The 22717-nt window shown below is 67.6% G+C and carries 16 protein-coding genes; 6 read left to right on the forward strand and 10 right to left on the reverse strand.

Annotated features, from left to right (window positions below; genetic code table 11):
* Positions 1–14: 14 nt before the first annotated feature.
* A complete protein-coding gene (locus B3K53_RS14230; RefSeq protein ID WP_292085160.1) occupies positions 15–419 on the forward strand; it encodes a hypothetical protein in 405 nt (134 codons plus the stop codon).
* A gap of 59 nt (positions 420–478) precedes the next feature.
* Here B3K53_RS14230 and B3K53_RS14235 read toward each other — a convergent pair whose 3' ends face one another.
* Together B3K53_RS14235 and B3K53_RS14240 are read right to left on the reverse strand one after the other, a co-directional pair.
* Complete coding sequence (locus B3K53_RS14235) at positions 479–2131, reverse strand: serine hydrolase (RefSeq protein ID WP_292085161.1); 1653 nt, start codon at positions 2129–2131, stop codon at positions 479–481.
* Positions 2132–2190: 59 nt separating this feature from the next.
* The gene (locus B3K53_RS14240) at positions 2191–4101 is read right to left on the reverse strand and encodes a BCCT family transporter (protein WP_292085162.1); all 1911 of its coding nucleotides are present in this window, start codon (positions 4099–4101) and stop codon (positions 2191–2193) included.
* Positions 4102–4253: 152 nt separating this feature from the next.
* On the opposite strand from B3K53_RS14240, the gene B3K53_RS14245 reads away from it, so the two are divergent.
* On the forward strand, positions 4254–6527 hold the full coding sequence (locus tag B3K53_RS14245) for a TonB-dependent receptor domain-containing protein (protein ID WP_292085164.1): 2274 nt from the start codon (positions 4254–4256) through the stop codon (positions 6525–6527).
* A gap of 9 nt (positions 6528–6536) precedes the next feature.
* On the opposite strand, the gene B3K53_RS14250 is transcribed toward B3K53_RS14245, so the two are convergent.
* Complete coding sequence (locus tag B3K53_RS14250) at positions 6537–7181, reverse strand: LysE family translocator (protein ID WP_292085167.1); 645 nt, start codon at positions 7179–7181, stop codon at positions 6537–6539.
* A gap of 170 nt (positions 7182–7351) precedes the next feature.
* On the opposite strand from B3K53_RS14250, the gene clpB reads away from it, so the two are divergent.
* Both clpB and B3K53_RS14260 read left to right on the forward strand, forming a co-directional pair.
* Positions 7352–9937, forward strand: a complete 2586-nt coding sequence (clpB, locus tag B3K53_RS14255) for an ATP-dependent chaperone ClpB (RefSeq protein WP_292085168.1) — start codon at positions 7352–7354, stop codon at positions 9935–9937.
* 898 nt (positions 9938–10835) lie between these two features.
* Positions 10836–11597, forward strand: a complete 762-nt coding sequence (locus B3K53_RS14260; RefSeq protein WP_292085169.1) for a reverse transcriptase domain-containing protein — start codon at positions 10836–10838, stop codon at positions 11595–11597.
* 19 nt (positions 11598–11616) lie between these two features.
* Here the strand turns inward: B3K53_RS14260 and B3K53_RS14265 are convergent, their stop codons facing one another.
* The 6 genes from B3K53_RS14265 to B3K53_RS14290 all read right to left on the reverse strand — a co-directional run bounded on the left by B3K53_RS14265 (position 11617) and on the right by B3K53_RS14290 (position 18002).
* Complete coding sequence (locus B3K53_RS14265) at positions 11617–11979, reverse strand: hypothetical protein (protein WP_292085170.1); 363 nt, start codon at positions 11977–11979, stop codon at positions 11617–11619.
* A gap of 236 nt (positions 11980–12215) precedes the next feature.
* Entirely contained in the window at positions 12216–13613 is a 1398-nt protein-coding gene (gene lpdA, locus B3K53_RS14270; RefSeq protein ID WP_292085171.1) for a dihydrolipoyl dehydrogenase, read from the reverse strand.
* Between the two features lies 1 nt (position 13614).
* Positions 13615–14088, reverse strand: a complete 474-nt coding sequence (locus B3K53_RS14275; RefSeq protein WP_292085172.1) for a hypothetical protein — start codon at positions 14086–14088, stop codon at positions 13615–13617.
* A 5-nt stretch (positions 14089–14093) separates the two neighbouring features.
* Positions 14094–15740, reverse strand: coding sequence for a 2-oxo acid dehydrogenase subunit E2 (locus B3K53_RS14280; RefSeq protein ID WP_292085173.1), 1647 nt, complete (start codon positions 15738–15740; stop codon positions 14094–14096).
* Between the two features lies 1 nt (position 15741).
* Entirely contained in the window at positions 15742–16767 is a 1026-nt protein-coding gene (locus B3K53_RS14285) for an alpha-ketoacid dehydrogenase subunit beta (RefSeq protein WP_292085174.1), read from the reverse strand.
* A 2-nt stretch (positions 16768–16769) separates the two neighbouring features.
* Positions 16770–18002 (reverse strand): 3-methyl-2-oxobutanoate dehydrogenase (2-methylpropanoyl-transferring) subunit alpha, encoded by a 1233-nt coding sequence (locus B3K53_RS14290; RefSeq protein WP_292085175.1) that lies wholly within the window; start codon positions 18000–18002, stop codon positions 16770–16772.
* 145 nt (positions 18003–18147) lie between these two features.
* On the opposite strand from B3K53_RS14290, the gene B3K53_RS14295 reads away from it, so the two are divergent.
* The gene (locus B3K53_RS14295; RefSeq protein WP_292085176.1) at positions 18148–18636 is read left to right on the forward strand and encodes an Lrp/AsnC family transcriptional regulator; all 489 of its coding nucleotides are present in this window, start codon (positions 18148–18150) and stop codon (positions 18634–18636) included.
* A gap of 18 nt (positions 18637–18654) precedes the next feature.
* On the opposite strand, the gene B3K53_RS14300 is transcribed toward B3K53_RS14295, so the two are convergent.
* Positions 18655–19614 carry an alpha/beta fold hydrolase gene (locus B3K53_RS14300; protein WP_292085178.1) on the reverse strand — a complete coding sequence of 320 codons (960 nt, stop codon included), beginning with the start codon at positions 19612–19614 and terminating at the stop codon, positions 18655–18657.
* Between the two features lie 272 nt (positions 19615–19886).
* Between B3K53_RS14300 and B3K53_RS14305 the strand changes: the two genes are divergently transcribed.
* Complete coding sequence (locus tag B3K53_RS14305) at positions 19887–22559, forward strand: ATP-dependent DNA helicase (RefSeq protein WP_292085676.1); 2673 nt, start codon at positions 19887–19889, stop codon at positions 22557–22559.
* Positions 22560–22717 lie beyond the last annotated feature (158 nt).

Here is a 22717-nt window from a genome sequence, read left to right on the forward strand (position 1 = left end):
CCGGGGAGGCGCAGATGCGCGGCATAGGTTTCACCATCGGTTCCATCATCGCCATCGGCGTTCTGGTCGCCGTCGTCCTGGTCGGTTTCCCGACCTACAACGTCTATTCCAAGCAGATGGCGGGCAAGGCGGCCTATGAGGAGGCGGTGCAGAACCGCCGCATCCGCGTGCTGGAGGCTCAGGCGGCCCTGGACTCGGCCAAGCTGACCGCCGCCGCCGAGATCGAGCGCGCCAAGGGCGCCAACGAGGCCAACCGCATCATGGCCGAGGCCCTGGGCGGCCCCGAGGCCTATCTGCGCTGGTCCTATATCAACATGTTGCAGGAGACGGCCGGCAAGGAAGGCCGCCAGACCATCTACATCCCGACCGAGGCGGGCATGCCCATCCTCGAGGCCGGTCAGCGTCCGGCGGCGCGCTAAGCTCTCGGGACGAAATGAAGAAAGGGGCGGTCCGTCGGGACCGCCCCTTTTTGCTGGCCTCAGACCCGCGTCAGCCGCAGGTCCTGATAGTCGTAGGAGAAGTCGATGTCGGGCGAGACGCCCTTGACCGTGGCGGTCGCCGGCTTGGCGGTGGCGATGTTGAAGGTGATGAAGGCGTCTTCCTCGCGTTTGTCGGCAAAGCGGGTGCGGAAGGTCTCGCCGTCATAGGGCTCCAGCCAACCTTGCAGCGCCGGGGTGTGAGTGAAGCGCAGCCACAGGCCGGACTTGCGGTTGCGGCCGCGCCCCTGGGTCTTTTGCTCGATGACGATGTCGCCGTACCAGGGGTCGCGCCAGGTCCCGACATAGGCGTCCAGCGGCATGGAAGGCGGGGCGCCCGCCGCCTGCTTGGCGTCGATCTCAACGGCGGCTTTCAGCGACTTTTCGATCCCCTCAGCCTCGCGCTTCTTGGAATCGGCGATCCAGTCGACGTCCACCTTGTTCATGGCGATGTCGGACAGGCCCGAGCGCAGGGCGCGCAGCAGGAAGCTCTCTTCGGCGTTGGTGAAGACGCTGAAGCCGATCTTGCGGCCCGGGATCAGGACGGTGGCCGAGATGCCGCCGGGCGAGCCGCCGCCGTGGGTGGCCAGCCGCTCGCCGCGATAGTCCTGGACCTGCAGACCCATGGCATAGGTCGAGGCCACGGCCTGGTTGGGCAGTTCCGCCGTCGGCCCGCCCAGGGCGGAGACGATGATGTTGGGCCTGTACATCTCCCTGGCGGCGGCTTCGGAGAACAGGCGCGACCCGTCGGCCAGCTTGCCGTCATTCAGACGCACGGCGATCCACTTGGCCCAGTCGGTCGCGCTGGCGCAGATGCCGCCCGCCGCCGCCGCTGAATCCCAGTTCCAGACCTCGACGATGGAGTCGGCGATCTGGGTCATCGCCCCCTGATAGCGCAGGGGCGGGCCGACCCGGCCATGCGGCAGGGCGGACTTGGCCGGATCAGCCAGACGCGCCAGGGGCACGCTCTCGGCCATACCCACCTTGTCGAAGATGCGGGTCTGGACGAAGGCCTCCCACGACAGGCCGGACACGGCCTCGATCACCGCGCCCGCGACCACGAACATCAGGTTGCAGTAGTGATAGTCCTCGCGGAAGCCGTCCTCGATCGGCACGAAGGCGGCCTGGGCCAGGACCTCGGCGCGGGTCCGGTCGCTGTTGGGCCAGAACAGCAGATCGCCGGCGCCCAAGCCGAACCCGGCGCGGTGGCTCAGCGTGTCGCGCACCGTGATGCGCTCGCCTATCACCGGGTCCGACAGGGTGAAGCCGGGCAGATAGGTCTTGATCGGTTCGTCCCACTTCACCTTGCCCTCGTCGACCAGGATGGCCAGGCAGGCGGCGGTGACGTTCTTGGAGTTGGAGGCGATGGCGAACAGGGTGTGTTCGTCGGCCGGTTCAGCCTTGCCCTGACGGCGCACGCCGTAGCCCTTCGCCAGCACCGTCTTGCCGTCTCGCACCAGAGCCAGCGACACCGCCGGCTGTTCCGGCCAGGCGGTCATGCAACGCTGCACCCAGGCGTCGGCGGCGGCGGCGATCTCCTCGTCCGAACGGGTGTCGGCGCTGGTCTGGGCCCAACCGGTCGCGGGCAGGGCCGCGCCCGATGCGGCTGCGGCGGAGGAAATCAGCGCCGCGCGGCGCGACAGGCGGATGGACATAGGCGAAGCTCCCGACATGAGCGGCGACGCTAGCGCCGCCGATCCGCCGGGCCAAGGGCTCAGGCCGCCAGCCGCCACCTTTGCAGGTGTTCCAGCACGTCGGCGACGATCTGCGCCCGGCTGAATCCGGTGAGATCGCGGGGGCGCGTGCCGTCGCCGGTCTGGGCCGTCATCCGCCATTCCAGCGCGCGACGGCCCTCGGGCGCCTCCAGCGCGCTCAGGGCGGGCAGGGGCCGCGAGCGGGCGCCGACGCGATAGAGAAAGTCGCGGCCGTTGGCGTGTTCGACCACCAGCCAGACGCCGTTTTCGTCCATTTCGACCCGGCTGTGGTCCAGGCCCTCGTTCGACAGGGCGTCGCGAACCTCGACCAGGGCCGGGGCGGCCTGGCGTTCGATCTGGCGGGCGATGTCCTTGCGGCTGGCGGGCGAGAAGATGCGCTTCAGCCGCTCACGGATCGGCGGAGCCTCGGTCTCGACCGCCTCGCCCCTCAGGTCGGCGTTCATCTGCCGCGCCAGGCCCACACAGGCTAGGATCATGATGACGGCGAAGGGCAGGGCCGCCATCAGGGTCGCCGCCTGAAGCGCCCCCAGGCCGCCCGCGAGCAGCAGCAGGGCCGCCGCCAGACCCTGCAGCACGCACCAGTAGATCCGCTGCCAACGCGGCGTCTCCTCCGCCCCGCCAGAGGCCAGGGTGTCGATGACCAGAGACCCTGAATCCGCCGAGGTGACGAAGAAGACCGCGACCAGGGCGATGGCCAGAATCGAGGTGACAGCCGTGCCTGGCAGGTATTCGAAGAAGTGGAACAGGGCCGTCGAAAGGTCCGCCTGCACGGCGTCTGAAATGGCGCCTGCCGCCACGCCCAGGTCCAGGCTCATGGCCGTATTGCCGAAGACCGTCATCCAAAGGAAGGTGAAACCCGATGGGACCAGCAGCACCCCGATCAGGAATTCCCGCACCGTGCGCCCGCGCGAAATGCGGGCGATGAACATGCCCACGAACGGCGACCAGGAGATCCACCAGGCCCAGTAGAGCAAGGTCCAGTCCGCCATCCAGGCGCGGGGCTCATAGGCGTAGAGGGTGAAGGTGCGCTCGAAGAAGTGATCCAGATAGAGGCCGAAATTCTGCACATAGGCCCGCAGCAGGAACAGGGTCGGTCCGACGATCAGAACGAACAGCATCAGACAGACCGCGATGAACAGGTTCAGTTCGGACAGCCGCCGCACGCCCTTGTCCACCCCGGTCAGGACCGAGATCGTCGCCGCGCCCATGACCACGACGATCAGCCCGACCTGCATGATCACGTCATTGGGCAGGCCGAAGACGTAGTTCAGGCCCGAGGTCATCTGCGCCACGCCGTAGCCGAGGGAGGTGGCGATGCCGAACAGGGTGCCGCAGATGGCGAAGATGTCGACCAGGTCGCCCACCCAGCCGTTCACCCGCTTGCCCAGCAGGGGGTAGAGGCTGGACCGCATCGTCAGAGGCAGACCTTTCCTGTGCGCGAAATAGGCCAGGCTCAGGCCCACCACGGCGTAGATGGCCCAGGCGTGGACCCCCCAGTGGGTATAGGTGATGACCATGGCCTCGCGTGCGGCGTCCAGCGTGCCGGGCTGCGCCTCGGGCGGAGCGATGTAGTGCTGCACGGGCTCGGCCACGGCGAAATACATCAGGCCGATGCCCATGCCCGCCGCGAACAGCATGGCCAACCAGGAGACGTAGGGGAAATCCGGCTCGGCGTCATCCGGGCCCAGCCTCAGGCGCCCCGTCGGTCCGATCGCCAGAACGGCGACGAAGAGCAGGAAGCCGGCCACCGAGGCCACGTAGAACCAGCCGAAGGTCTCCACCACCCAGGCCTGGGCGGCGCCGAAAATCAGGTCGGATGTGGCGGGCGCGATCAGGGCGAGGAGAAGCAGGGCGCCTGCGATGGCGCTGGCCCCCCAGAAGACACGGGGGTTCATCTTGGTCGTCAGCATGGGGCCGCAAACGCACGGCGCCGCTTGGGGTTCCCGGCCTTGGCCACAGACCCGCCCCCGGGATGAAAAAGATGTAACTGTGGTCAGCGACGACCGGCTGATAGTCGCAGCGCTTGAGGGGACGTCGAGGGGACGTCCGCAGGGACGCGACCATGTCGAAACTCAAGCTTGCGCCTTTGCTGGGCGTCGTTCTGGCCCTGCCTGCGGGCGCTGTCATGGCCCAGACGCCACCGTCCGCGACTGGGGCGCAGGCTCAGACCCCGGCGCCGACGGCTCCGCAGGAGAACAAGGACAAGGACGAGCCCGCGACCGTCGGCGACGTCGTCGTCACCGCCCGGGCCAACGACGTGCGAACCTCGATCGATTCCATCAGCTATAGTCTGGCCGACGATCTGCAGGCCGCGACCGGTTCTCTGGCTGAGGCGCTGCGCAACGTCCCTTCGGTGGATGTCGACCCCCAGGGCAATGTCTCCCTGCGCGGCGACGGCAATGTCACCATCCTGGTCGACGGTCGTCCCTCGGCCATCCTGTCGGGTCCCAATCGCGCCGACGCCGTGCTGCAACTGCCGGCTGACCGCTATGCGCGGATCGAGGTCATGACCAACCCCTCGGCCGCCTACAGCCCCGAGGGTTCGGGCGGGGTCATCAACCTGATCACCAAGCCCATCCCCGCCGCCGCGCGCGCCGCCGCCGCCGGGGCGCCCACGGCGACCGTCACGACCGGTTCCGTGCGGGTCAATGTCGGCGACAACGGCCGCTGGAACGCCGGCGTCAGCGGCTCGCGCCAGCGCGGCAAGCTGACCCTGACCGGCGACGTCAGCTATCGCTACGACGACCAGAACTTCGCCTTTGACCGGTTGCGCGAACAACTGGACCCGATCACCGGCGCCGTCACCTCCAGGACCACGACGATCCAGGAGAACGACATGATCCAGAAGGGCGCCTTCGGCCGGGTCGCGGCCGAATATCGCCTGACCGACAAGACCATGTTGACGGGGGAGCTGCGCGCCAACCGTTTCGAGGCCGACGCCGAGGCCGGCAGTCTGTTCGAGACCCGCAACGCCGCCGGCGTCCTGACCAGCGCCTACACCCGCGACGGGGTGGGGGGCTTCAGCATGGACGGCTGGGGCGCCACCGCCCGCGTGCTGCACCAGTTCGACGCCTCGGGCCATGAGTGGTCCAACGAGCTGCGCTACGACCGCAACGACAACGAGAACGCCTCGCTGAACGCCAACGTCTTCTCCGTGCCCGTCAGCCCGACGGTCTATGAGGACCAGAAGTTCCTGAACGCGCAGGAAACCATCGGCTTCACCAGCGCCTATACCCGGCCCATGGACGACGGCTCCAAGCTGCGCGCCGGCTATGAGCTGAGCCTCAACCGTCCGGATCAGGACGTCGTCCTGCGGCGCGGCCCGTCCGAAGCCGCTCTCGCCCCGGTGCCCGGTCTGCGCAACCGCTTCGAGGCCGAGCAGACGGTCCACGCCCTCTACACCACCTATGAGCGCCCGTTCGGCGAGAAGCTGTCGGCCCAGTTCGGCCTGCGTCTGGAACAGGCGGAGGTCGAGGTCGAGGACGTGACCAACGCCGTGCGCGCCTCTCAGGACTACTTCCGCGCCTATCCGACGGGCCATCTGCAGTACAAGCTGACCGACACCCAGACGTTGCGCGCCAGCTATTCGCGCCGCATCCAGCGGCCGCAGCCGACCCAGCTGAACCCCTTCGTCTCCTATGGCGACCCGCTGAACCTGCGCTCGGGCAATCCGAACCTGGAGCCGCAGGAGACGGACAGCTTCGAGGCCATGTGGCAGATGCGCCAGGGCCAGAACTTCTATCAGGCCACGGCCTATTATCGCGACACCACCAAGGCCTTCACCGACGTGGCCGTCGATGTCGGCGGCGGCGTCCTGCTGACCCGGCCCGAAAACCTCGGCGCGCGCCGCGACCTGGGCGTCGAGCTGACCGCCAGCGGCCGCCTGCATTCGACCCTGCGCTACAACGCCAGCATCAACGCCTTCCGTCAGGAGATCGACGCGTCAGGCATCCCCGGCGCCCGCGACCGCGAAGGCGAGATGCTCACCGGCCGTCTCAGCCTGAACTGGCAGGCCACGCCCAAGGACTTCGTCCAGGTCATGGGCTTCTGGCAAGGCGACCAACTGCTGGCCCAAGGCACGCGCGAGAGCGGCGGCATGGTCAACCTGGGCTATCGCCGCAAGCTGAACGACACCCTGTCTCTGCAGTTCACGGCCCGCGACATCCTCAACTCCTTCGGCGGCGCCACCACCTATGACACCCCCCTGTTCCGTGAGCGGAGCGATCAGGACATCAATCTGCGCGCCTTCTACCTGGGCCTGACCTGGTCGTTCGGCGGCGGCCCGCGTCGTCAGCCCGAACAGTTCGACTTCTCGACCGGCCCGACTGGCGGCTGATCGTCGGCGTCAGATCCGCGTCTCCCAGGCGGTCCAGACGGCGATGGCGACCAGGCCCAGAGCCATGGCGGCGCGCATCATGGGCCCCTGCGCCCGGGTCAGCAGGGCGCCGCCCGCCCGCGCCGCCGTCAGCACGATGATCGTGTGGACCACGACGCTGACGACGACGTGCAGGCCGCCCAGCGTCAGGGCCTGGGTCAGCGTCGAGCCTTGGGCGGGGCGGATGAAGCCGGGCAGCAGGACCACATAGAGCAGGGCCGCCTTGGGGTTCAGCAGATTGCCGATCAGGCCGCGCCGGAACAGGGCGCGTCGCCGCATCTCGACCGGCGCCGCGCTCGCCCCGTCGCCGGTGCTGCGCCAGGCGTCCCAGGCCAGCCACAGCAGGAAGCCGACCCCGGCCCAGCGGATGGCCTGATAGAGGGCGGGCCACAGCAGGACCACCTCGGTCAGGCCGAAGGCGGCGGCGACCATCCACAGCGTCAGGCCGAGGGTGATCCCGGCCACGGCCGCCAGCCCCGCCGTCCTTCCCTGCGACAGCGACACCAGGGCCAGCCAGCCCATGTTCGGCCCCGGCGTCAGCTCCATCAGCGCCACCGCCGCCAGAAAGGGCAGGACGACCGTCGGATCGACCGGGCCGTGCGTCAGAAAATCCATAGAGGCCTCCTGCGGCCACGCTAGGCCGGTATGGCGGCCTGCATCAATCGCGACGGCCGGGGCTTGCGTGTCCCATGGGCCACACCCACCTCGGTTTGACACAACTCAAGGCGTCGCTTCGCAGAAGGGCGCGTTGTTGGTTTTCCGCCTTCCGAGGGGACTGCACCGAAATGAATCTCGACCTCTATTCCGACCGCGCCAAACAGGCCGTCCAATCCGCCCAGTCGCTGGCGCTCGCCCGCCGTCACCAGCAGTTCGCGCCCGAGCACTTGCTGAAGGTGCTGCTGGAGGAACGCGACGGTCTGGCGCGCAAGCTGATCGATCAGGCCGGCGGCGATCCGTCCGCCGTTGAACTGGTGACCGAGGGCCTGCTGAAGAAGCGGCCTCAGGTCGAGGGCGGCTCGGGCCAACTTTATCTGGACGGCGACACCGCCCGCGTCTTCAACGCCGCCGAGGACGCCTCCAAGAAGGCTGGCGACGCCTTCGTCACCACCGAGCGCCTGCTGGCCGCCATCGCCAAGGAGGGCGGAGCCGCCGCCGAGGCGCTGAAGTCCGCCGGGGTCACGCCCAAGAAGCTCGATGACGCCGTCGCCGAGATGCGCAAGGGCAAGACCGCCGACAACGCCTCGGCCGAGGACAGCTACGACGCCCTGAAACGCTACGCCCGCGACCTGACCGAGGCCGCGCGCGACGGCAAGGTCGACCCGGTCATCGGCCGGGATGAAGAGATCCGCCGCACCATCCAGGTCCTGGCCCGCCGCACCAAGAACAATCCCGTCCTGATCGGCGAGCCCGGCGTCGGCAAGACCGCCATCGTCGAAGGCCTGGCCCTGCGCATCGTCAACGGCGACGTGCCCGAAAGCCTGAAGGACAAGAAGGTTCTGTCGCTGGACATGGGCGCCCTGATCGCCGGGGCTAAATACCGCGGCGAGTTCGAGGAACGCCTGAAAGCCGTGTTGAACGAGGTGGCCGCGGCCGAAGGCGGCATCGTCCTCTTCATCGACGAGATGCACACCCTGGTCGGCGCCGGCAAGGGCGACGGGGCCATGGACGCCTCCAACCTGCTGAAGCCCGCGCTGGCGCGCGGCGAGCTGCACTGCGTCGGCGCCACAACGCTGGATGAATACCGCAAGCACGTCGAGAAGGACGCGGCCCTGGCCCGTCGCTTCCAGCCGGTCTTCGTCTCCGAACCGACCGTCGAGGACACGGTGTCGATCCTGCGCGGCCTGAAAGAGAAGTACGAGGTCCACCACGGGGTGCGCATCAGCGACAGCGCCATCGTCGCCGCCGCCACCCTGTCGAACCGTTACATCACCGACCGCTTCCTGCCGGACAAGGCCATCGACCTGATCGACGAGGCCGCCTCGCGCGTCCGCATGGCCGTGGATTCCAAGCCCGAGGCCCTGGACGAAATCGACCGCCGTCTGGTCCAGCTCAAGATCGAACGCGAGGCCCTGAAGAAGGAGAGCGACAGCGCCTCGCAGCAACGTCTCGAAAAGCTGGAGGACGAGATCGCCGATCTGGAAGGCCAGTCGGACGACATGACCGCCCGCTGGAAGTCGGAAAAGGACAAGGTGGGTCAGGGCGCGCAACTGCGCGAGACCCTGGACCGCCTGCGCGCCGAACTGGCCGCCGCCCAGCGCGCAGGCGACCTGGGCCGCGCCTCAGAGATCGCCTACGGCCAGATTCCGCAGCTTGAGAAGCAACTCGCGGACTCCGAATCCCCGGCGGCGGTCGCCGCCCCCTTGACGCCGGAAGTCGTCGACGCCGAACAGATCGCCGCCGTCGTCAGCCGCTGGACCGGCGTGCCCGTCGACAAGATGCTGGAAGGCGAGCGCGAAAAGCTGCTCAAGATGGAGGAGGAACTGGGCCGCCGCGTGGTGGGCCAGAACGAGGCGCTGGAAGCCGTGTCCGACGCCGTGCGCCGCGCCCGCGCCGGTCTGAACGACCCCAACAAGCCGCTGGGCAGCTTCCTCTTCCTTGGCCCGACGGGCGTTGGCAAGACCGAGCTGACCAAGGCCCTGGCCGGCTATCTGTTCGATGATGACAACGCCATCACCCGCATCGACATGTCCGAATACATGGAGAAGCACTCGGTCAGCCGCCTGATCGGCGCCCCTCCGGGCTATGTCGGCTATGACGAGGGCGGCGCCCTGACCGAGGCCGTGCGTCGTCGCCCCTATCAGGTCATCCTGTTCGACGAGGTCGAGAAGGCCCACCCCGACGTCTTCAACGTGCTTCTGCAGGTGCTGGACGACGGTCGCCTGACCGACGGTCAGGGCCGCACCATCGACTTCAAGAACACCCTGATCATCATGACCTCCAACCTGGGCAGCCAGTACCTGGCCGACCAGCCCGAGGGCGAGGACGTCGAGGCCGTCCGTCCCCTGGTCATGGAACAGGTCCGCGCCCACTTCCGGCCCGAGTTCCTGAATCGCATCGACGAGATCATCCTGTTCCACCGCCTCGGCCGCGAACAGATGGGCGGCATCGTCCGCATCCAGCTGGCGCGTCTGGAAAAGCTGATGGCCGACCGTCGCCTGACCCTGGCCCTGGACGACAGCGCCCTGACCTGGCTCGCCGACAAGGGCTACGACCCCGTCTATGGCGCGCGGCCCCTGAAGCGCGTCATCCAGAAGGAACTGGTCGACCCCATGGCCAAGAAACTCCTGGCCGGCGAGATCGAGGACGGCAGCGTGGTGGCCGTGTCAGCGGGCGCCGACGGGCTGGAGATCGGCAAGGCGCGGGTGCATTAGTGAGTATAGCAGGGCCTCCCTCTTAATGCGTGTGCAAGACTGATGGACCCGCCGAAGTCTTTCGACGCCAGAATATGGTGAAAAAAAGTTTAAGCGCCGCCTTGCGCTTATCGATTTGCGTCCCATCTCATTCAAGCCGCCGGAATTGGCCGAGCGGTAAGGTCGTTGAGACTGTCAACTTGGAACTGTCCCACCCGCGCCGCGATGACTTCAGTCACCGTGACGCGCCGGGTCAGAATCGACGAGACACTGGACTTCATTGTTCGGACCTCCTCGGCTTCACTATAGCCTCTAGCGTTTTTTGACCTGCGTTGGGATGTGACTTGAGACAGTCGAACTAGCGGAATGAGGCGTGCATCTGGGGGGCGTTCGGGGACGAGTAGTCGTGTCGGAGGCCTGAGGTCAGGGCTAGTCCCCCAGATTCTGCTGCTTGGGGATTGCTATGAAGCCAGCATGGTTCCGCGCGAGAGGCTATCGTCACTTAGACGCCCCCGTGGGGCCAAAGTACGCTAACCGGGTCACCAAACCCGGGTTCGCCGCAAGCCATAGCTGGTCTCCACTCATCTCCTATGTGAAGCGCGAGAAGCGGTACAAGCCGCTCCAGAAGCGAACGGTCTTCAAAGATAGAGACATCATGTACGCCTCACACCGTGATGCGTGCCTGCTCTCGTTCTATGCCTCTCGGCTCACTGAGGAACTGGATAGGAAGTACGAGGCTCACGGGCTGAGCCAGACCGTGATTGCTTACAGATCACTCGGTAAGTCGAACTACGATTTCACCAGTGTCGCGCTCGATTTCGCGTTGACCAGCGCGCCATGCACTGTGATGTGCTTCGACGTCACAGGATTTTTTGACAATCTCGACCACCGACTTCTCAAGCGATAGCTAACTGCTGTAGTGGGAGAGCCGAATCTTTCTGATGACTGGTTCGCTGTATTTCGAGCCATTACCCGGTTCCGCCACATCCCTTTGGACGATCTCAAAGCCAACCCCGCTTTTGCGGACCGTTTTGAAAGGGGGATGCGAGAACCGATTGGAACTATCGCCGAGGTGAAGGCTGCTGGTATCAGGCCGACTGCCAATCCGGCTTCCTTCGGGATACCGCAAGGCACACCGATCAGCGCGGTTCTGGCAAATCTCTACATGTGGCCGGTGGACGCGGCCATGAAGGCCGCGTGCGATCGAATCGGAGCTCTCTACCAGCGCTACTCCGACGACATCTTAATCATTTGCCCCAGCGCGGAAGAAGTTCAGCTGGAGGCGATGCTAAAGGCTGAGGTTGGAAGCCTTAAGCTGACGATCAAGGATGAAAAAACTGAAAAAACTGTCTTTGACCCGTTGAGCCCATCATCCTTTCAGTACCTTGGATTTAATGTATCACCACGGGGCGCGGTTATCAGGCCCGGTTCGCTTGGGCGCCAGTGGAGAAAAGCGCGCCGCAGCCTTCGACGAACTGCCGAAGTCGGGCGCGTGGCTATCGCGGAAGGGCGTGCGTCAAAGGTCTATACTAAGAAACTCCGCCGGAGATTTTCACCGGTGGGTCTACGTAATTTCTCCACCTATGCACGACGGGCTGCAAAATCTCTGAAGTCGAAGGCCATAATCCGGCAGGTTCGCCGTCTCGAACGAATGGTGGATGAAAAGATTAAGGCGATGTAGCGAAGTAGGTTTCCTCAACCTATTCGCCCCCCAGCACCGGCATCACCTCCACCCCGTCGCAGGGGAAGGGGTCCATGTGCGGATGGTTCTCGAACAGGCGGGCCGCCGCCTCGTGGCTGTCGGCGCGCACCACCATGAAGACGGTCAGCAGGTTGACCACGTCGGTCACGGCGCCGTCGTCGTCGATGCGTTTGGTCGGTCCCAGCGGGCCGCCCTGATAGACGATGGAGTCGCGGTGCGCCTCTTCCCAGGCGGCGACGGCGGCGACGCCGAGGCGGGCTTTCTCGGTCTGCTGGGCCTCGCTCATGGCGCGCCAGGCCCGCCATTTGGGGCCGGTCTTGTCGCTGGTGAAGACGGCCAGGTAATGGGTCTCGGCGCTCATCGAAGCCTCCCGTTTGCGGGAGGGTCGGTCTTTCGTCAGACGAGGGCAAGCGGGGCGGTTCCTTCTCCCCTTGTGGGAGAAGGTGGGCGCCGGAGGCGCTCGGATGAGGGGGTGTCAGCGCTGAGGGTTCAGTAAGAAGAGGATCGGCGCCTGAGCGAGCAAGCGGCGCCGTCGTCACCCCTCATCCGTCATGCTCCGCACGACACCTTCTCCCTCAAGGGGAGAAGGGAAGAAGCTTAGATGTGAATGGCGTGGCCCAGCGCCCGCAGGCTGGCCTCGTGGAAGGCCTCGCCCAGGGTCGGGTGGACGTGGATGACACCCGCCACGTCTTCCAGCACGGCGCCCATTTCCAGCATCTGGGCGAAGCTGTTGGACATCTCGGACACGTGCTGGCCGACGGCCTGGATGCCCAGGATGCGGTGGTCGGTCTTCGAGGCGATGACGCGGACGAAGCCGCCGTCCTCGCCGGCCTCGATGGCCAGGGCGCGGCCGATGGCGGCGAAGGGGAAGACGGACTGGATCACGTCGTCGCGGCCCTCGACGTCCTGCGGACCGAGGCCCGCCGAGACGATCTCCGGCTCGGTGAAGCAGACGGCGGCGATGGTGACGGGGTCGAACACGCGGTCATGGCCGGCGATGATCTCGGCCACGACCTCGCCCTGGGCCGAGCCCTTGTGCGCCAGCATGGGTTCGCCGGTCAGGTCGCCGACGGCCCAGACGTTCTTCATGCTGGTGGCGCAGCGGTTGTCGATCTTCACGAAGGGGCCGTCCATGGCGACGCCCATGGTCTCCAGACCCCAGCCTTTCGTGCGCGGCCGACGGCCGACGGTGACCAGCACCTTGTCGGCGTCCAGCTGCATCGGGTTTCCGTCCTTGTCGGTGACATTCAGCTTGCCGTCCCCGAAGCCGCCGGCGCGGGCACCGAGGAACAGCTCGACGCCGTGCTTCTCGAGCCACTTCTGCACCGGATCGGTCAGGGCCTTGTCGTAGAGGGGCAGCAGGCGGTCGGCCATCTCGACGATGGCCACCTCCGAACCGAGTTTGCGGAAGGCGATGCCCAGTTCCAGGCCGATATAGCCGCCGCCGACGACGACCAGCTTCTTCGGCACTTCCGACAGGCTCAGGGCCTCGGTCGAGGAGATGACGTCGCCGCCAAACGGCAGGAAGGGCAGCTCGACCGGCTCGGACCCCGTGGCCAGGATGACGTGTTCGGCGGTGATCAGGATGGGGCCGTCGGCGGTCTCGACGCGGCAGGTCTTGGCGTCGGTGAACTCGGCCCAGCCCTTGATGACCTTGACCTTGGCCTTCTTCAGCAGGGCGGCGACGCCGGCGTTCAGCTTCTTGACGATGCCGTCCTTCCACGCGACCGTCTTGGACAGGTCGATGGCCGGGGCCGACGCCGTGATGCCCAGCGTGCCGTCGCCGGCGGCTTTCAGCACCGTCTCATACTTGCCCGCGGCGTGGATGATGGCCTTGGACGGAATGCAGCCGACGTTCAGGCAGGTCCCGCCCAGGCCGTCGCCGCCGTCCACCAGCACGGTGTCCAGGCCCAATTGGCCGCAACGGATGCCCGCCACATAGCCGCCGGTGCCGGCGCCGATGATCAGGACTTTGGTCTTGAGGGTCTGGGTCATTCTAGCGTCTCGCAAGGCTGGCTCGGACGGCGCGCCACCTCGACATCATGTCGTCGGCGAGCGGTCCTTCAGGTACGATGTAAAGGAGTTCAGGATTGATCCGGGATGCCGGGGTGACGAAGATGCGAACGGCGAGGCCATCCGCAATGCCTTCGCCCTCGGCATACTCGGTTGTGAAGATCAGATAGTTGGAGCAGTGGCCCAACTCGAACTTGAGATCCAGGCGGGCTGGGCTGGGGGCACCCCACAAGTCGTGTGTTCTGAGGACCGAAAACCTGACAATCGGGTCGTCCTGCTTGCCGACCACGTTCGCAAGGACACCCCGATAGACCGAAGTCACATCTTCAAAATAGGCGCGCTCCGCTCGCGCGTAATATTCAGCGATGTTGCCGGGGGGAGGCGAGCAAGCCGTTGCCGCGTTGACCCACATGTTCGCCGTGAGGGCGATGAGTCCAAGCGCGAACAACGGCTTCATCTGCTTCACCCCATCCAGAGCGTGGCCGGGTTCTCCAGCAGGTTCTTGATGCGCTGCACGAAGACCGCCGCGTCGTGGCCGTCGACGATGCGGTGATCGAAGCTGGAGGACAGGTTCATCATCTTGCGCACGACCATCTGGCCGTCCTTGACCACCACGCGCTCGGCGATCTTGTTCGGACCGACGATGGCGACCTCGGGGTGGTTGATGATGGGCGTGTGAACCACGCCGCCGAGCGTCCCCAGAGAGGTGATGGTGATGGTCGAGCCGGACAGTTCCTCGCGCTTGGCCGAGCCGTCCTTGGCCGCGCCCGAGACGCGGGCGATTTCCAGGGCGGTGGCGTAGGGGTCAAGCGCCTCGGCGTGGCGGACGACCGGCACCATCAGGCCGTTCGGCGTCTGGGCGGCGATGCCCAGGTGGACCGGGGCATGCGTCGTCAGCACCCCGGCGTCGTCGTCATAGTGGCTGTTGATCGTCGGCTGGTCGCGCAGGGCCACGACGATGGCGCGGGCCACGAAGGGCAGGACGTTCAGCTTGGGCTGGTCCTTGGCCTTGGTCGCGTTGAGGTGAGCGCGCAGCTCCTCCACCGCCGTCATGTCGATTTCCTCGACATAGGTGATGTGCGGGATGCGACGCACGCTCTCGGCCATCTTCTCCGCGATCTTGCGGCGCAGGCCGATGATCTTGGTCTCGGTGGCGCCCTCGGCGCGGGCGTAGGTCGAGGCGGTCGATCCGCTGGTCGCCGCGGGCAGGCTGCCCCCGCGCGCGACGAAGGCGTCCAGGTCGGCGTGTTCGATGCGGCCGGCGGGGCCTGACCCCGGCACGAAGACCAGGTCGACGCCCAGGTCGCGGGCGCGGTTGCGCACGGCGGGCGAGGCCAGCGGACGTTCGCCCGGCTGGCGGCCGGTCAGGGCCGGAACGGGCTTGGCGTCAGCCTTGGGCGCAGCGGGGGCAGGCTTGGCGACCGGAGCGGGCGCGGCCTTCTCGGCCTTGGCGGCGGGGGCGGGCGCCGGGGTCGCGGCCGGAGCGGCGGCGACATTGCCCGCGCCCTCGACCTTGAAGCTGACCAGGGGGCCGCCGACGGCGATCTGCTGGCCGGCCTCGCCGTGCAGGGCGACGACCACGCCGTTGATCGGGCTGGTGATCTCGACGGTGGCCTTGTCGGTCATGATGTCGGCGAGGATCTGATCTTCCTCGACCGCGTCGCCGACCTTGACGTGCCAGCCGACCAACTCGGCCTCGGCGGTGCCTTCGCCCACGTCGGGCAGCTTGAAGACGTAGTTGGCGCCGGCCGCCGTCGGGGCGCTGACCGGGGCGGCCTCGACCTTCGGCGCCTCGACGGCGACAGGGGCGGGTTCGGGCTTGGCGACGGGAGCCGGCGTCGGCTCGGCGTCGGAGGCGTTGCCCGCGCCCTCGACCTCGAACTCGACCAGGGGGCCGCGCACCGGCACCATCTCACCGGCCTGGCCGTGGATGGCGAGCACCTTGCCGCTGACCGGGGCGGTGATTTCCACCGTGGCCTTGTCGGTCATGACGTCGGCGACGATCTGGTCTTCCTCGACCATGTCGCCGACCGCGACGTGCCAGGCGACCAGTTCGGCCTCGGCGGTGCCTTCGCCCACGTCGGGCAGCTTGAAGACGAAACGACCCATCTTAACGGCCTCCCGACATGACGGCTTTCAGGGCGTCGGCCACGCGTTGCGGGCCGGGGAAGTATTCCCACTCGAAGGCGTGCGGGTAGGGGGTGTCCCAGCCGGTCACGCGGGCGATGGGGGCTTCCAGATGATAGAAGCAGCGCTCCTGAACCAGGGCCGACAGCTCGCCGCCGAAGCCCGAGGTCTTGGGCGCCTCATGCACGATGACGCATCGGCCGGTCTTCTTGACCGAGGCCTCGATGGTCTCGATGTCCAGCGGCACCAGGGTGCGCAGGTCGATGACCTCGGCGTCCACGCCCGCGTGCTCGGCGCCGGCCAGGGCGACCCAGACCATGGTGCCATAGGCCAGGATGGTGACGTCATTGCCTTCGCGCATGACGCGGGCCTTGCCGATCGGCAGGGCGTATTTCTCGGTCGGGACCTGGGCCAGCTCCTGGGTCTTCCACGGCGAAACCGGCTTTTCGTGCCAGCCGTCGAAGGGGCCGTTGTAGAGGCGTTTGGGCTCGAAGAAGATGACCGGATCGTCGTCCTCGATGGCCGCGGTCAGCAGGCCCTTGGCGTCATAGGGGTTCGACGGAATGACGACCTTCAGGCCGGAGATGTGGGTGAACAGGCTTTCCGGCGACTGGCTGTGCGTCTGGCCGCCGAAAATGCCGCCGCCGTAGGGGCTGCGGATGGTGAGCGGCGAGGTGAACTGACCGCCCGAGCGGTAGCGCATCTTGGCCGCTTCCGAGACGATCTGGTCATAGGCCGGATAGATGTAGTCGGCGAACTGGATCTCGACGACAGGGCGCAGGCCGTAGGCGGCCATGCCGATGGCCGTGCCGACGATGCCGGTTTCCGAGATGGGGGCGTCGAAGCTGCGGGTCAGGCCGTGCTTCTGCTGCAACTGGTCGGTCACGCGGAAGACGCCGCCGAAGTAGCCGGCGTCCTCGCCGAACGACAGGACGTTGGGGTCCTCCGCCATCTTGGTGTCGATGGCCGAGTTGAGGGCCTGAATCATGTTCATGGGCGCAGTGGTCATGTTCAGACTCCGACCTCGCGACGCTGCTCGACCAGACGCCAGTCTTCGGTGGCGAAGACTTCCTCGAACATGGTCTTCACGCTGGGGCGCGACTGACCCAGGGTGCCGATGGCTTCGGATTCCTTGGCGGCGGCGCGGACCTGTTCGACCGCGTCCTTCTCGGCCGCTTCATGCTGTTCGTCCGACCATTCGCCGATGACGATCAGATGCTGCTTCAGGCGTTCGAGCGGGTCGCCCAGCGGCCACTTCTCGTGCTCGTCGCCGGGGCGGTAGCGGCTGGGGTCGTCCGAGGTCGAGTGCGGAGCGCCGCGATAGGTGAACAGCTCGATCACCGTCGCGCCCTGGTTGGTGCGCGCGCGCTCCTCGGCCCACTGGGTCGCGGCCCAGACGGCCAGGAAGTCGTTGCCGTCGACGCGCAGGGCCGGCAGGCCGTAGCCGATGGCCTTGGAGGCGAAGGTGGTCTCAAGCCCGCCGGCGATGCCCTGGAAGGAGCTGATGGCCCACTGGTTGTTGACGATGTTCAGGATGACCGGCGCGCGATAGACGGAGGCGAAGGTCAGGGCCGAGTGGAAGTCGCTCTCGGCGGTCGAGCCGTCGCCGATCCAGCTGATGGCGATCTTGTCGTCGCCCTTGGCGGCGCTGGCCATGGCCCAGCCCACGGCCTGGACGTACTGGGTGCCCAGGTTGCCCGAGATGGTGAAGAAGCCGTAGTCCTTGGCCGAATACATGATCGGCAGCTGGCGGCCTTTGATCGGGTCGGCGGCGTTGGAATAGATCTGGTTCATCATCGACGCGAGCGGGTAGCCGCGCGAGATCAGCAGGCCCTGCTGGCGATAGGTGGGGAAGCCCATGTCCTCGCGGCTCAGGATCATCCCTTGCGCGACCGCGATGGCCTCCTCGCCGGTGCACTTCATATAGAAGCTGGTCTTGCCCTGGCGGTGGGCGCGGTGCATCCGGTCGTCGAAGGCGCGCGTCAGGATCATGGCCTTCAGGCCGCGACGCAGGATTTCGGGATCCAGCTTGGGATTCCACGGCCCCACGGCCTGGCCTTCGTCGTCCAGAACGCGCACCAGCTGGAAGGCGTGGTCGCGCATGTCATAGGGCGCGGTCGACACCTCGGGCCGGGTCACGGCGCCGGCGGCGTCCAGCTTCAGGTGGCTGAAATCAGGCGCATCGCCCGGACGACCCGAAGGCTCCGGCACGCGCAGCGACAGGGTGGGGGTGTTCTTCATCATGCGTCCCGTCCGGTTGATCCGTCCGCGTTTCCTCTAGAAAGAGGGCATAGCATGGCGTGTGTCTGTTGGCCTTCCTAAAAATACCCTTGCCAAATGCTGATTTGGGGTATTTTATTGCGCGAAATCCCCATTTGGAGAAACGCCTTTGGCCGACGAACTTGATCCTATCGACGCCCGCATCCTCGACATCCTGCAGCAGGACGCCGGATTGTCGGTCGCCGAGGTCGCCGATCGCGTCGGCCTGTCGGCCTCGCCCTGCTGGCGCCGGATCAAGAGACTGGAGGATAGCGGCCTGATACGCAAGCGGGTCACGCTTCTGGACGCGGGGCTGCTGGGTCTGGACTTCGAAGTCTACGCCATCGTCAAGCTGAGCCTGCCGTCGCGCGAGAACCTCGACATCTTCGAATCCGCCGTCGCTACCTGGCCGGAAGTGGTGCAGTGCGCCACCATCACGGGCCGCGAAGACTATGTCCTGCGCATCATCACCTCGGACATGCACGCCTTCGACCAGTTCCTGCGCGACAAGTTGCTGACCCTCGGCATCGTCTCCGACTGCGCCAGCCATATCGTCACACGCGGGGTGAAGAACGTGACCACCCTGCCGCTGGGCATCATCACGCCCCACGTCGGTTAAAGGGGCCTGCGCGGGGGCTTACAGCCCCCGCATGAACTCCACCAGCGCCGCGTTCACCTCATTCGCTCGTTCCTGCTGCAGCCAATGTCCCGCGCCTGGCAGGACGACTTGTCCGCGCAGGTCGGTCAGCCATTCTTGTTGCGCCGTCTCATGAGGGCCGGCGTAGTGACGGACGGGATCGCGGTCGCCGACCATGAAGAAGGCGGGCTGACGGATCTTCCGGCCCTGCAGGAAGGCGGTCAGGGCCCAGTTGCGGTCGAGGCAGCGGTACCAGTCCAGCGGCCCCTTGAAACCTGACGCGGCGAAGGCGGCGACGTATTCGTTGAAGTGCGCCGGATTCATCCACGGCGGCAGCGCGGCCTGATCGGAAATGCTGTCCAGCAGGCTGACGCCCTCGGGCATGAAGCCGGTCGACTGGTCGGCCGGGGCGGTGGCGCCGTCATAGGCCCAGAACATCTTCCTCAGCGCCGTGGCCGGGTCGGCGTCCAGTTCGACATGGGCCTCCGGCGACTGGAAGCGGTTGATGTAGAGGTCGCCCAGACCGGCTCGTTTCGAGATCGCGGCCATGGCGGCGGTCGGCGGTCCCTTGGGACGACGCGGCTGGAAGGGGACGGACAGACCGGCCACGGCGCGGAATACATCCGGCCGCATCAGGGCGCAGTGCCAGGCGACGGCCGAACCCCAGTCGTGGCCGACGACGACGGCCTCCGTCACGCCCAGAGCCCGGACCAGATCGACCATGTCCCCAACCAGATGCAGGAGCGTGTGATCCTCCTGATCGGCGGGCTTGTCGGTTCCGCCATAGCCGCGCATGTCGGGGGCGACGGCGTGATAGCCTGCCTCGGCCAGGGCCTGAACCTGCGCCCGCCAGCTGATCCCGAGTTCGGGAAAACCGTGCAGCAGCAAGACCAGGGGGCCTTGTCCCGCCTCCAGCACCTGTTGCGTCAGGCCGTGGGTGGTGATGGGGCGGGTTTGCATGGGCGGTCCTCCCTGTCCCGGCCAACCTAGCTCGTTTTCGGCCTCTGGCGAGAGGGACGAACGTTCCCGTTCCGTTTCGCCGCGCGGGGCGCTATGGATCGGGCGTGACCGACGTCTCCGTTCCAGCCACCGTCCAGCCCGCGACTGCGTTCGCGGCGGACCTGCCGCCCGCCCTGGCCACGCCGCCGGGCGCAGGGGCCGTGTGCGATGCGGCGGGCGCTCGGAAGATCGGGCGCGGCGCGGCCGAGGGCGTCTTTCTGGGCGGCCCCGTCATGGTCGCCCACGCCAGCCTGACCGCGCGCCGTCTGGGCCTCAGCCCGCCGCCGCGCTCGACCGACATGCTGGACGTGCTGGAGCTTTACGCCTTTGTGCGTCCCGCCAGGTTCTGCGCCCCGTCGCCGTCGGGGCTGGCCCTGGCCATGGGGCGCTCCGAGCCCAAGGGGGCCGAGGCTCAGGCCCAGGCCCTGCGCGACGCCGCCGCCGACCTGCTGAACGAACTGACCGACCCCGTCTATCCGGGGCGCGAGGACGCCTACACCCTGGCCGGGGCGTTGGACCGGGCGGGCTGGTCCTGGGGCTCGCGCGTGCTGGCCGCGCTTCAGGCGGGTCCCCTGCGCGATCGGCGCGAACGCGGCACGGGTCTGGACGTCTGGTCCCGTCTGGACGAGTGGGAGGACGAAGCCCCGCGCGGCGAGGCCGGGTCCGCCCCGGTCGACTCCGAGAGCGCCCGCATCCGTCTGGACAAGCTGCTGCAGGCCTCGGGTCTGGACGAGACGCGGCCCGCCCAGTCCGACTACGCCGCCGAGGCCGCCTACGCCTTTTCACCGCGCAACGAGGAGGGCCGTCCGCGCGTCCTGCTGGCCGAGGCGGGGACCGGCACCGGCAAGACCCTGGGCTATCTGGCCCCCGCCAGCCTGTGGGCCGAGCGTAACGCGGGCGCGGCCTGGGTCTCGACCTACACCCGCGCCCTGCAACGCCAGATCGACCGCGAAAGCCGCGCCCTGTGGCCCGACGAGGCCGAACGCCGCAAGAAGACGGTGGTCCGCAAGGGGCGCGAAAACTACCTCTGCCTGCTGAACCTGCAGGACATGATGCAGGCGGCCCAACTGGGCAATGGCGACCTGATCGGCATGGGGCTGGCCAGCCGCTGGGCCGCGCACAGCCGCGACGGCGACATGACCGGCGGCGACTATCCCGGCTGGCTGCCGGGCCTCTATGCGACCGCCCCCAGCCATCAGGCCAGCCCGGCCAATCTGGTCGACCGGCGCGGCGAATGCGTCCACGCCGCCTGTCCGCACTATCGGTTGTGCTTCGTCGAGAAGACCATCCGCGCCAGCCGTCGCGCCGATCTGGTGGTGGCCAACCACGCCCTGGTCATGACCCAGGCCGCCTTCGACGGCGCCCGCTCGGCGCGCGGCCTGAAGCAGGACGGCGAGACGGCGGCGCTGAAGCGCATCGTCTTCGACGAGGGCCACCACCTGTTTGACGCCGCCGACAGCGCCTTCTCCGCCGCCCTGTCGGGTCAGGAAGCCGCCGAGCTGCGTCGCTGGATTAGAGGCCCCGAAGGACGCGGCCGTCGCGGGCGCGGGCTGGAGCAAAGGCTGGGCGACCTGTGCGCCGACAACGAGGCTGCGGCCAAGGCCCTGAAGGACGCCATGATCGCCGCCGCCGCCCTCCCGGGCGAGGGCGTCTCGGGCCGCATCGCGCCCGCGTCGGGCGAGATCAATCCCATCGGCCCGATCGAGGCCTTCCTGGTCGCCGCTCTGGACCAGCTGCGCGCCCGCAGTCAGGAAACCGGCGGGACCGAGTTCGGCATGGAGTGCGCCCTGCGCCCCGCCACCGAACCGGTGCTGGAGGCCGCCCGCGCCGCCGCCCGCGCCATCGCCGCCGTCGAGGCGCCGCTTCTGGCCCTGTCGCGCCACCTCGAGGACATTCTGGACGAAGAGGCCGCCGAGCTGGACGGCGCCGCCCGCGCCCGCATCGAAGGAGCCCTGCGCGGCATGGACCGGCGCGCGCGCATGACCCTGCCGGGCTGGCGCTCCATGCTGGCGGCGCTGGAGGAGGGCGGCGACGAACCCGACCCTGACTTTGTCGACTGGCTCAGCGCCGAGGCCGCCTTCGGCCGCATCCACGACGTGGCCCTGCGCCGCCACTGGATCGACCCGACCGTGCCGCTGGAAGCCGCCGTCGTCATGCCGGCCCACGGCCTGCTGGTCACCTCGGCCACCCTCTCGGACCCGGCGGCGGAAGACCCGTTCCAACTGGCGCGGATGCGGACCGGCGCGGCGCGGCTGATCGAACCGGCGCGGACGCTGAAGGTGGAAAGCCCCTTCGACTACGCCGCCAACAGCCGCATCATCGTCGTCAACGACCTGATGAAGGACGACCCGCGCCAGATCGCGGCGGCCATGCGCGAGCTGTTTCTGGCGGCGGGCGGCGGGGGGCTGGGCCTGTTCACCGCCATCCGCCGGCTGAAGACCGTCTATGAGCGGCTGGGGCCTGACCTGGCCAAGGCGGGCGTCCCCCTCTACGCCCAGCACGTCGATCCGCTGGAAGTCGGCGCCCTGGTCGACGTCTTCCGCGCCGAACAGGACAGCTGCCTTCTGGGCACCGACGCCGTGCGCGACGGGGTGGACGTGCCGGGACGCTCCCTGCGGGTCCTCGCCTTCGACCGCGTGCCCTGGCCGCGCCCGGACCTGCTGCACAAGGCGCGGCGCGAGCGCTTCGGCGGCAAGACCTATGACGACGCCCTGGCGCGCGGCCGCATCGCCCAGGCCTTCGGTCGCCTGATCCGCCGGGCCGACGACAAGGGGGTCTTCCTCATGCTGGACGCCGCCTGTCCGACCCGCCTGTTCGCGGGCCTGCCGCCGGGCACCGAGGTCCAGCGCATGGGTCTGGCCGAAGCGGTGGAGCTGACGAAGAGCTTCCTCGCCGACCAACCCTGAGGCTTCTCCACCTCTTCCTTCCGTCATCCTCCGGCGAGCGGAGCGAGACCGGGGGACCCAGCAGCGCCGAAGGCGATCTTTAATGCGATAGCGGCGCGTGGGCTTTCGCCCTCCGGGCGCCGCTGGGTCCCCCGGTCAGCGCCGCTGCGCGGCTTGCC

Source organism: Brevundimonas sp. UBA7506 (assembly GCF_002479495.1).
In the GTDB taxonomy this organism is placed as follows: Bacteria; Pseudomonadota; Alphaproteobacteria; order Caulobacterales; family Caulobacteraceae; genus Brevundimonas.

Coding starts and splice junctions, on each gene's coding strand:
- B3K53_RS14235 (WP_292085161.1), bottom strand. CDS start 2,131: ATGTCCATCCGCCTGTCGCGCCGCGCGGCGCTGATTTCCTCCGCCGCA.
- B3K53_RS14290 (WP_292085175.1), bottom strand. CDS start 18,002: ATGATGAAGAACACCCCCACCCTGTCGCTGCGCGTGCCGGAGCCTTCG.
- B3K53_RS14285 (WP_292085174.1), bottom strand. CDS start 16,767: ATGACCACTGCGCCCATGAACATGATTCAGGCCCTCAACTCGGCCATC.
- B3K53_RS14280 (WP_292085173.1), bottom strand. CDS start 15,740: ATGGGTCGTTTCGTCTTCAAGCTGCCCGACGTGGGCGAAGGCACCGCC.
- B3K53_RS14250 (WP_292085167.1), bottom strand. CDS start 7,181: ATGGATTTTCTGACGCACGGCCCGGTCGATCCGACGGTCGTCCTGCCC.
- B3K53_RS14300 (WP_292085178.1), bottom strand. CDS start 19,614: ATGCAAACCCGCCCCATCACCACCCACGGCCTGACGCAACAGGTGCTG.
- B3K53_RS14305 (WP_292085676.1), top strand. CDS start 19,887: ATGGTCGCCCACGCCAGCCTGACCGCGCGCCGTCTGGGCCTCAGCCCG.
- B3K53_RS14245 (WP_292085164.1), top strand. CDS start 4,254: ATGTCGAAACTCAAGCTTGCGCCTTTGCTGGGCGTCGTTCTGGCCCTG.
- B3K53_RS14275 (WP_292085172.1), bottom strand. CDS start 14,088: ATGAAGCCGTTGTTCGCGCTTGGACTCATCGCCCTCACGGCGAACATG.
- B3K53_RS14265 (WP_292085170.1), bottom strand. CDS start 11,979: ATGAGCGCCGAGACCCATTACCTGGCCGTCTTCACCAGCGACAAGACC.
- B3K53_RS14240 (WP_292085162.1), bottom strand. CDS start 4,101: ATGCTGACGACCAAGATGAACCCCCGTGTCTTCTGGGGGGCCAGCGCC.
- B3K53_RS14230 (WP_292085160.1), top strand. CDS start 15: ATGCGCGGCATAGGTTTCACCATCGGTTCCATCATCGCCATCGGCGTT.
- lpdA (WP_292085171.1), bottom strand. CDS start 13,613: ATGACCCAGACCCTCAAGACCAAAGTCCTGATCATCGGCGCCGGCACC.
- clpB (WP_292085168.1), top strand. CDS start 7,352: ATGAATCTCGACCTCTATTCCGACCGCGCCAAACAGGCCGTCCAATCC.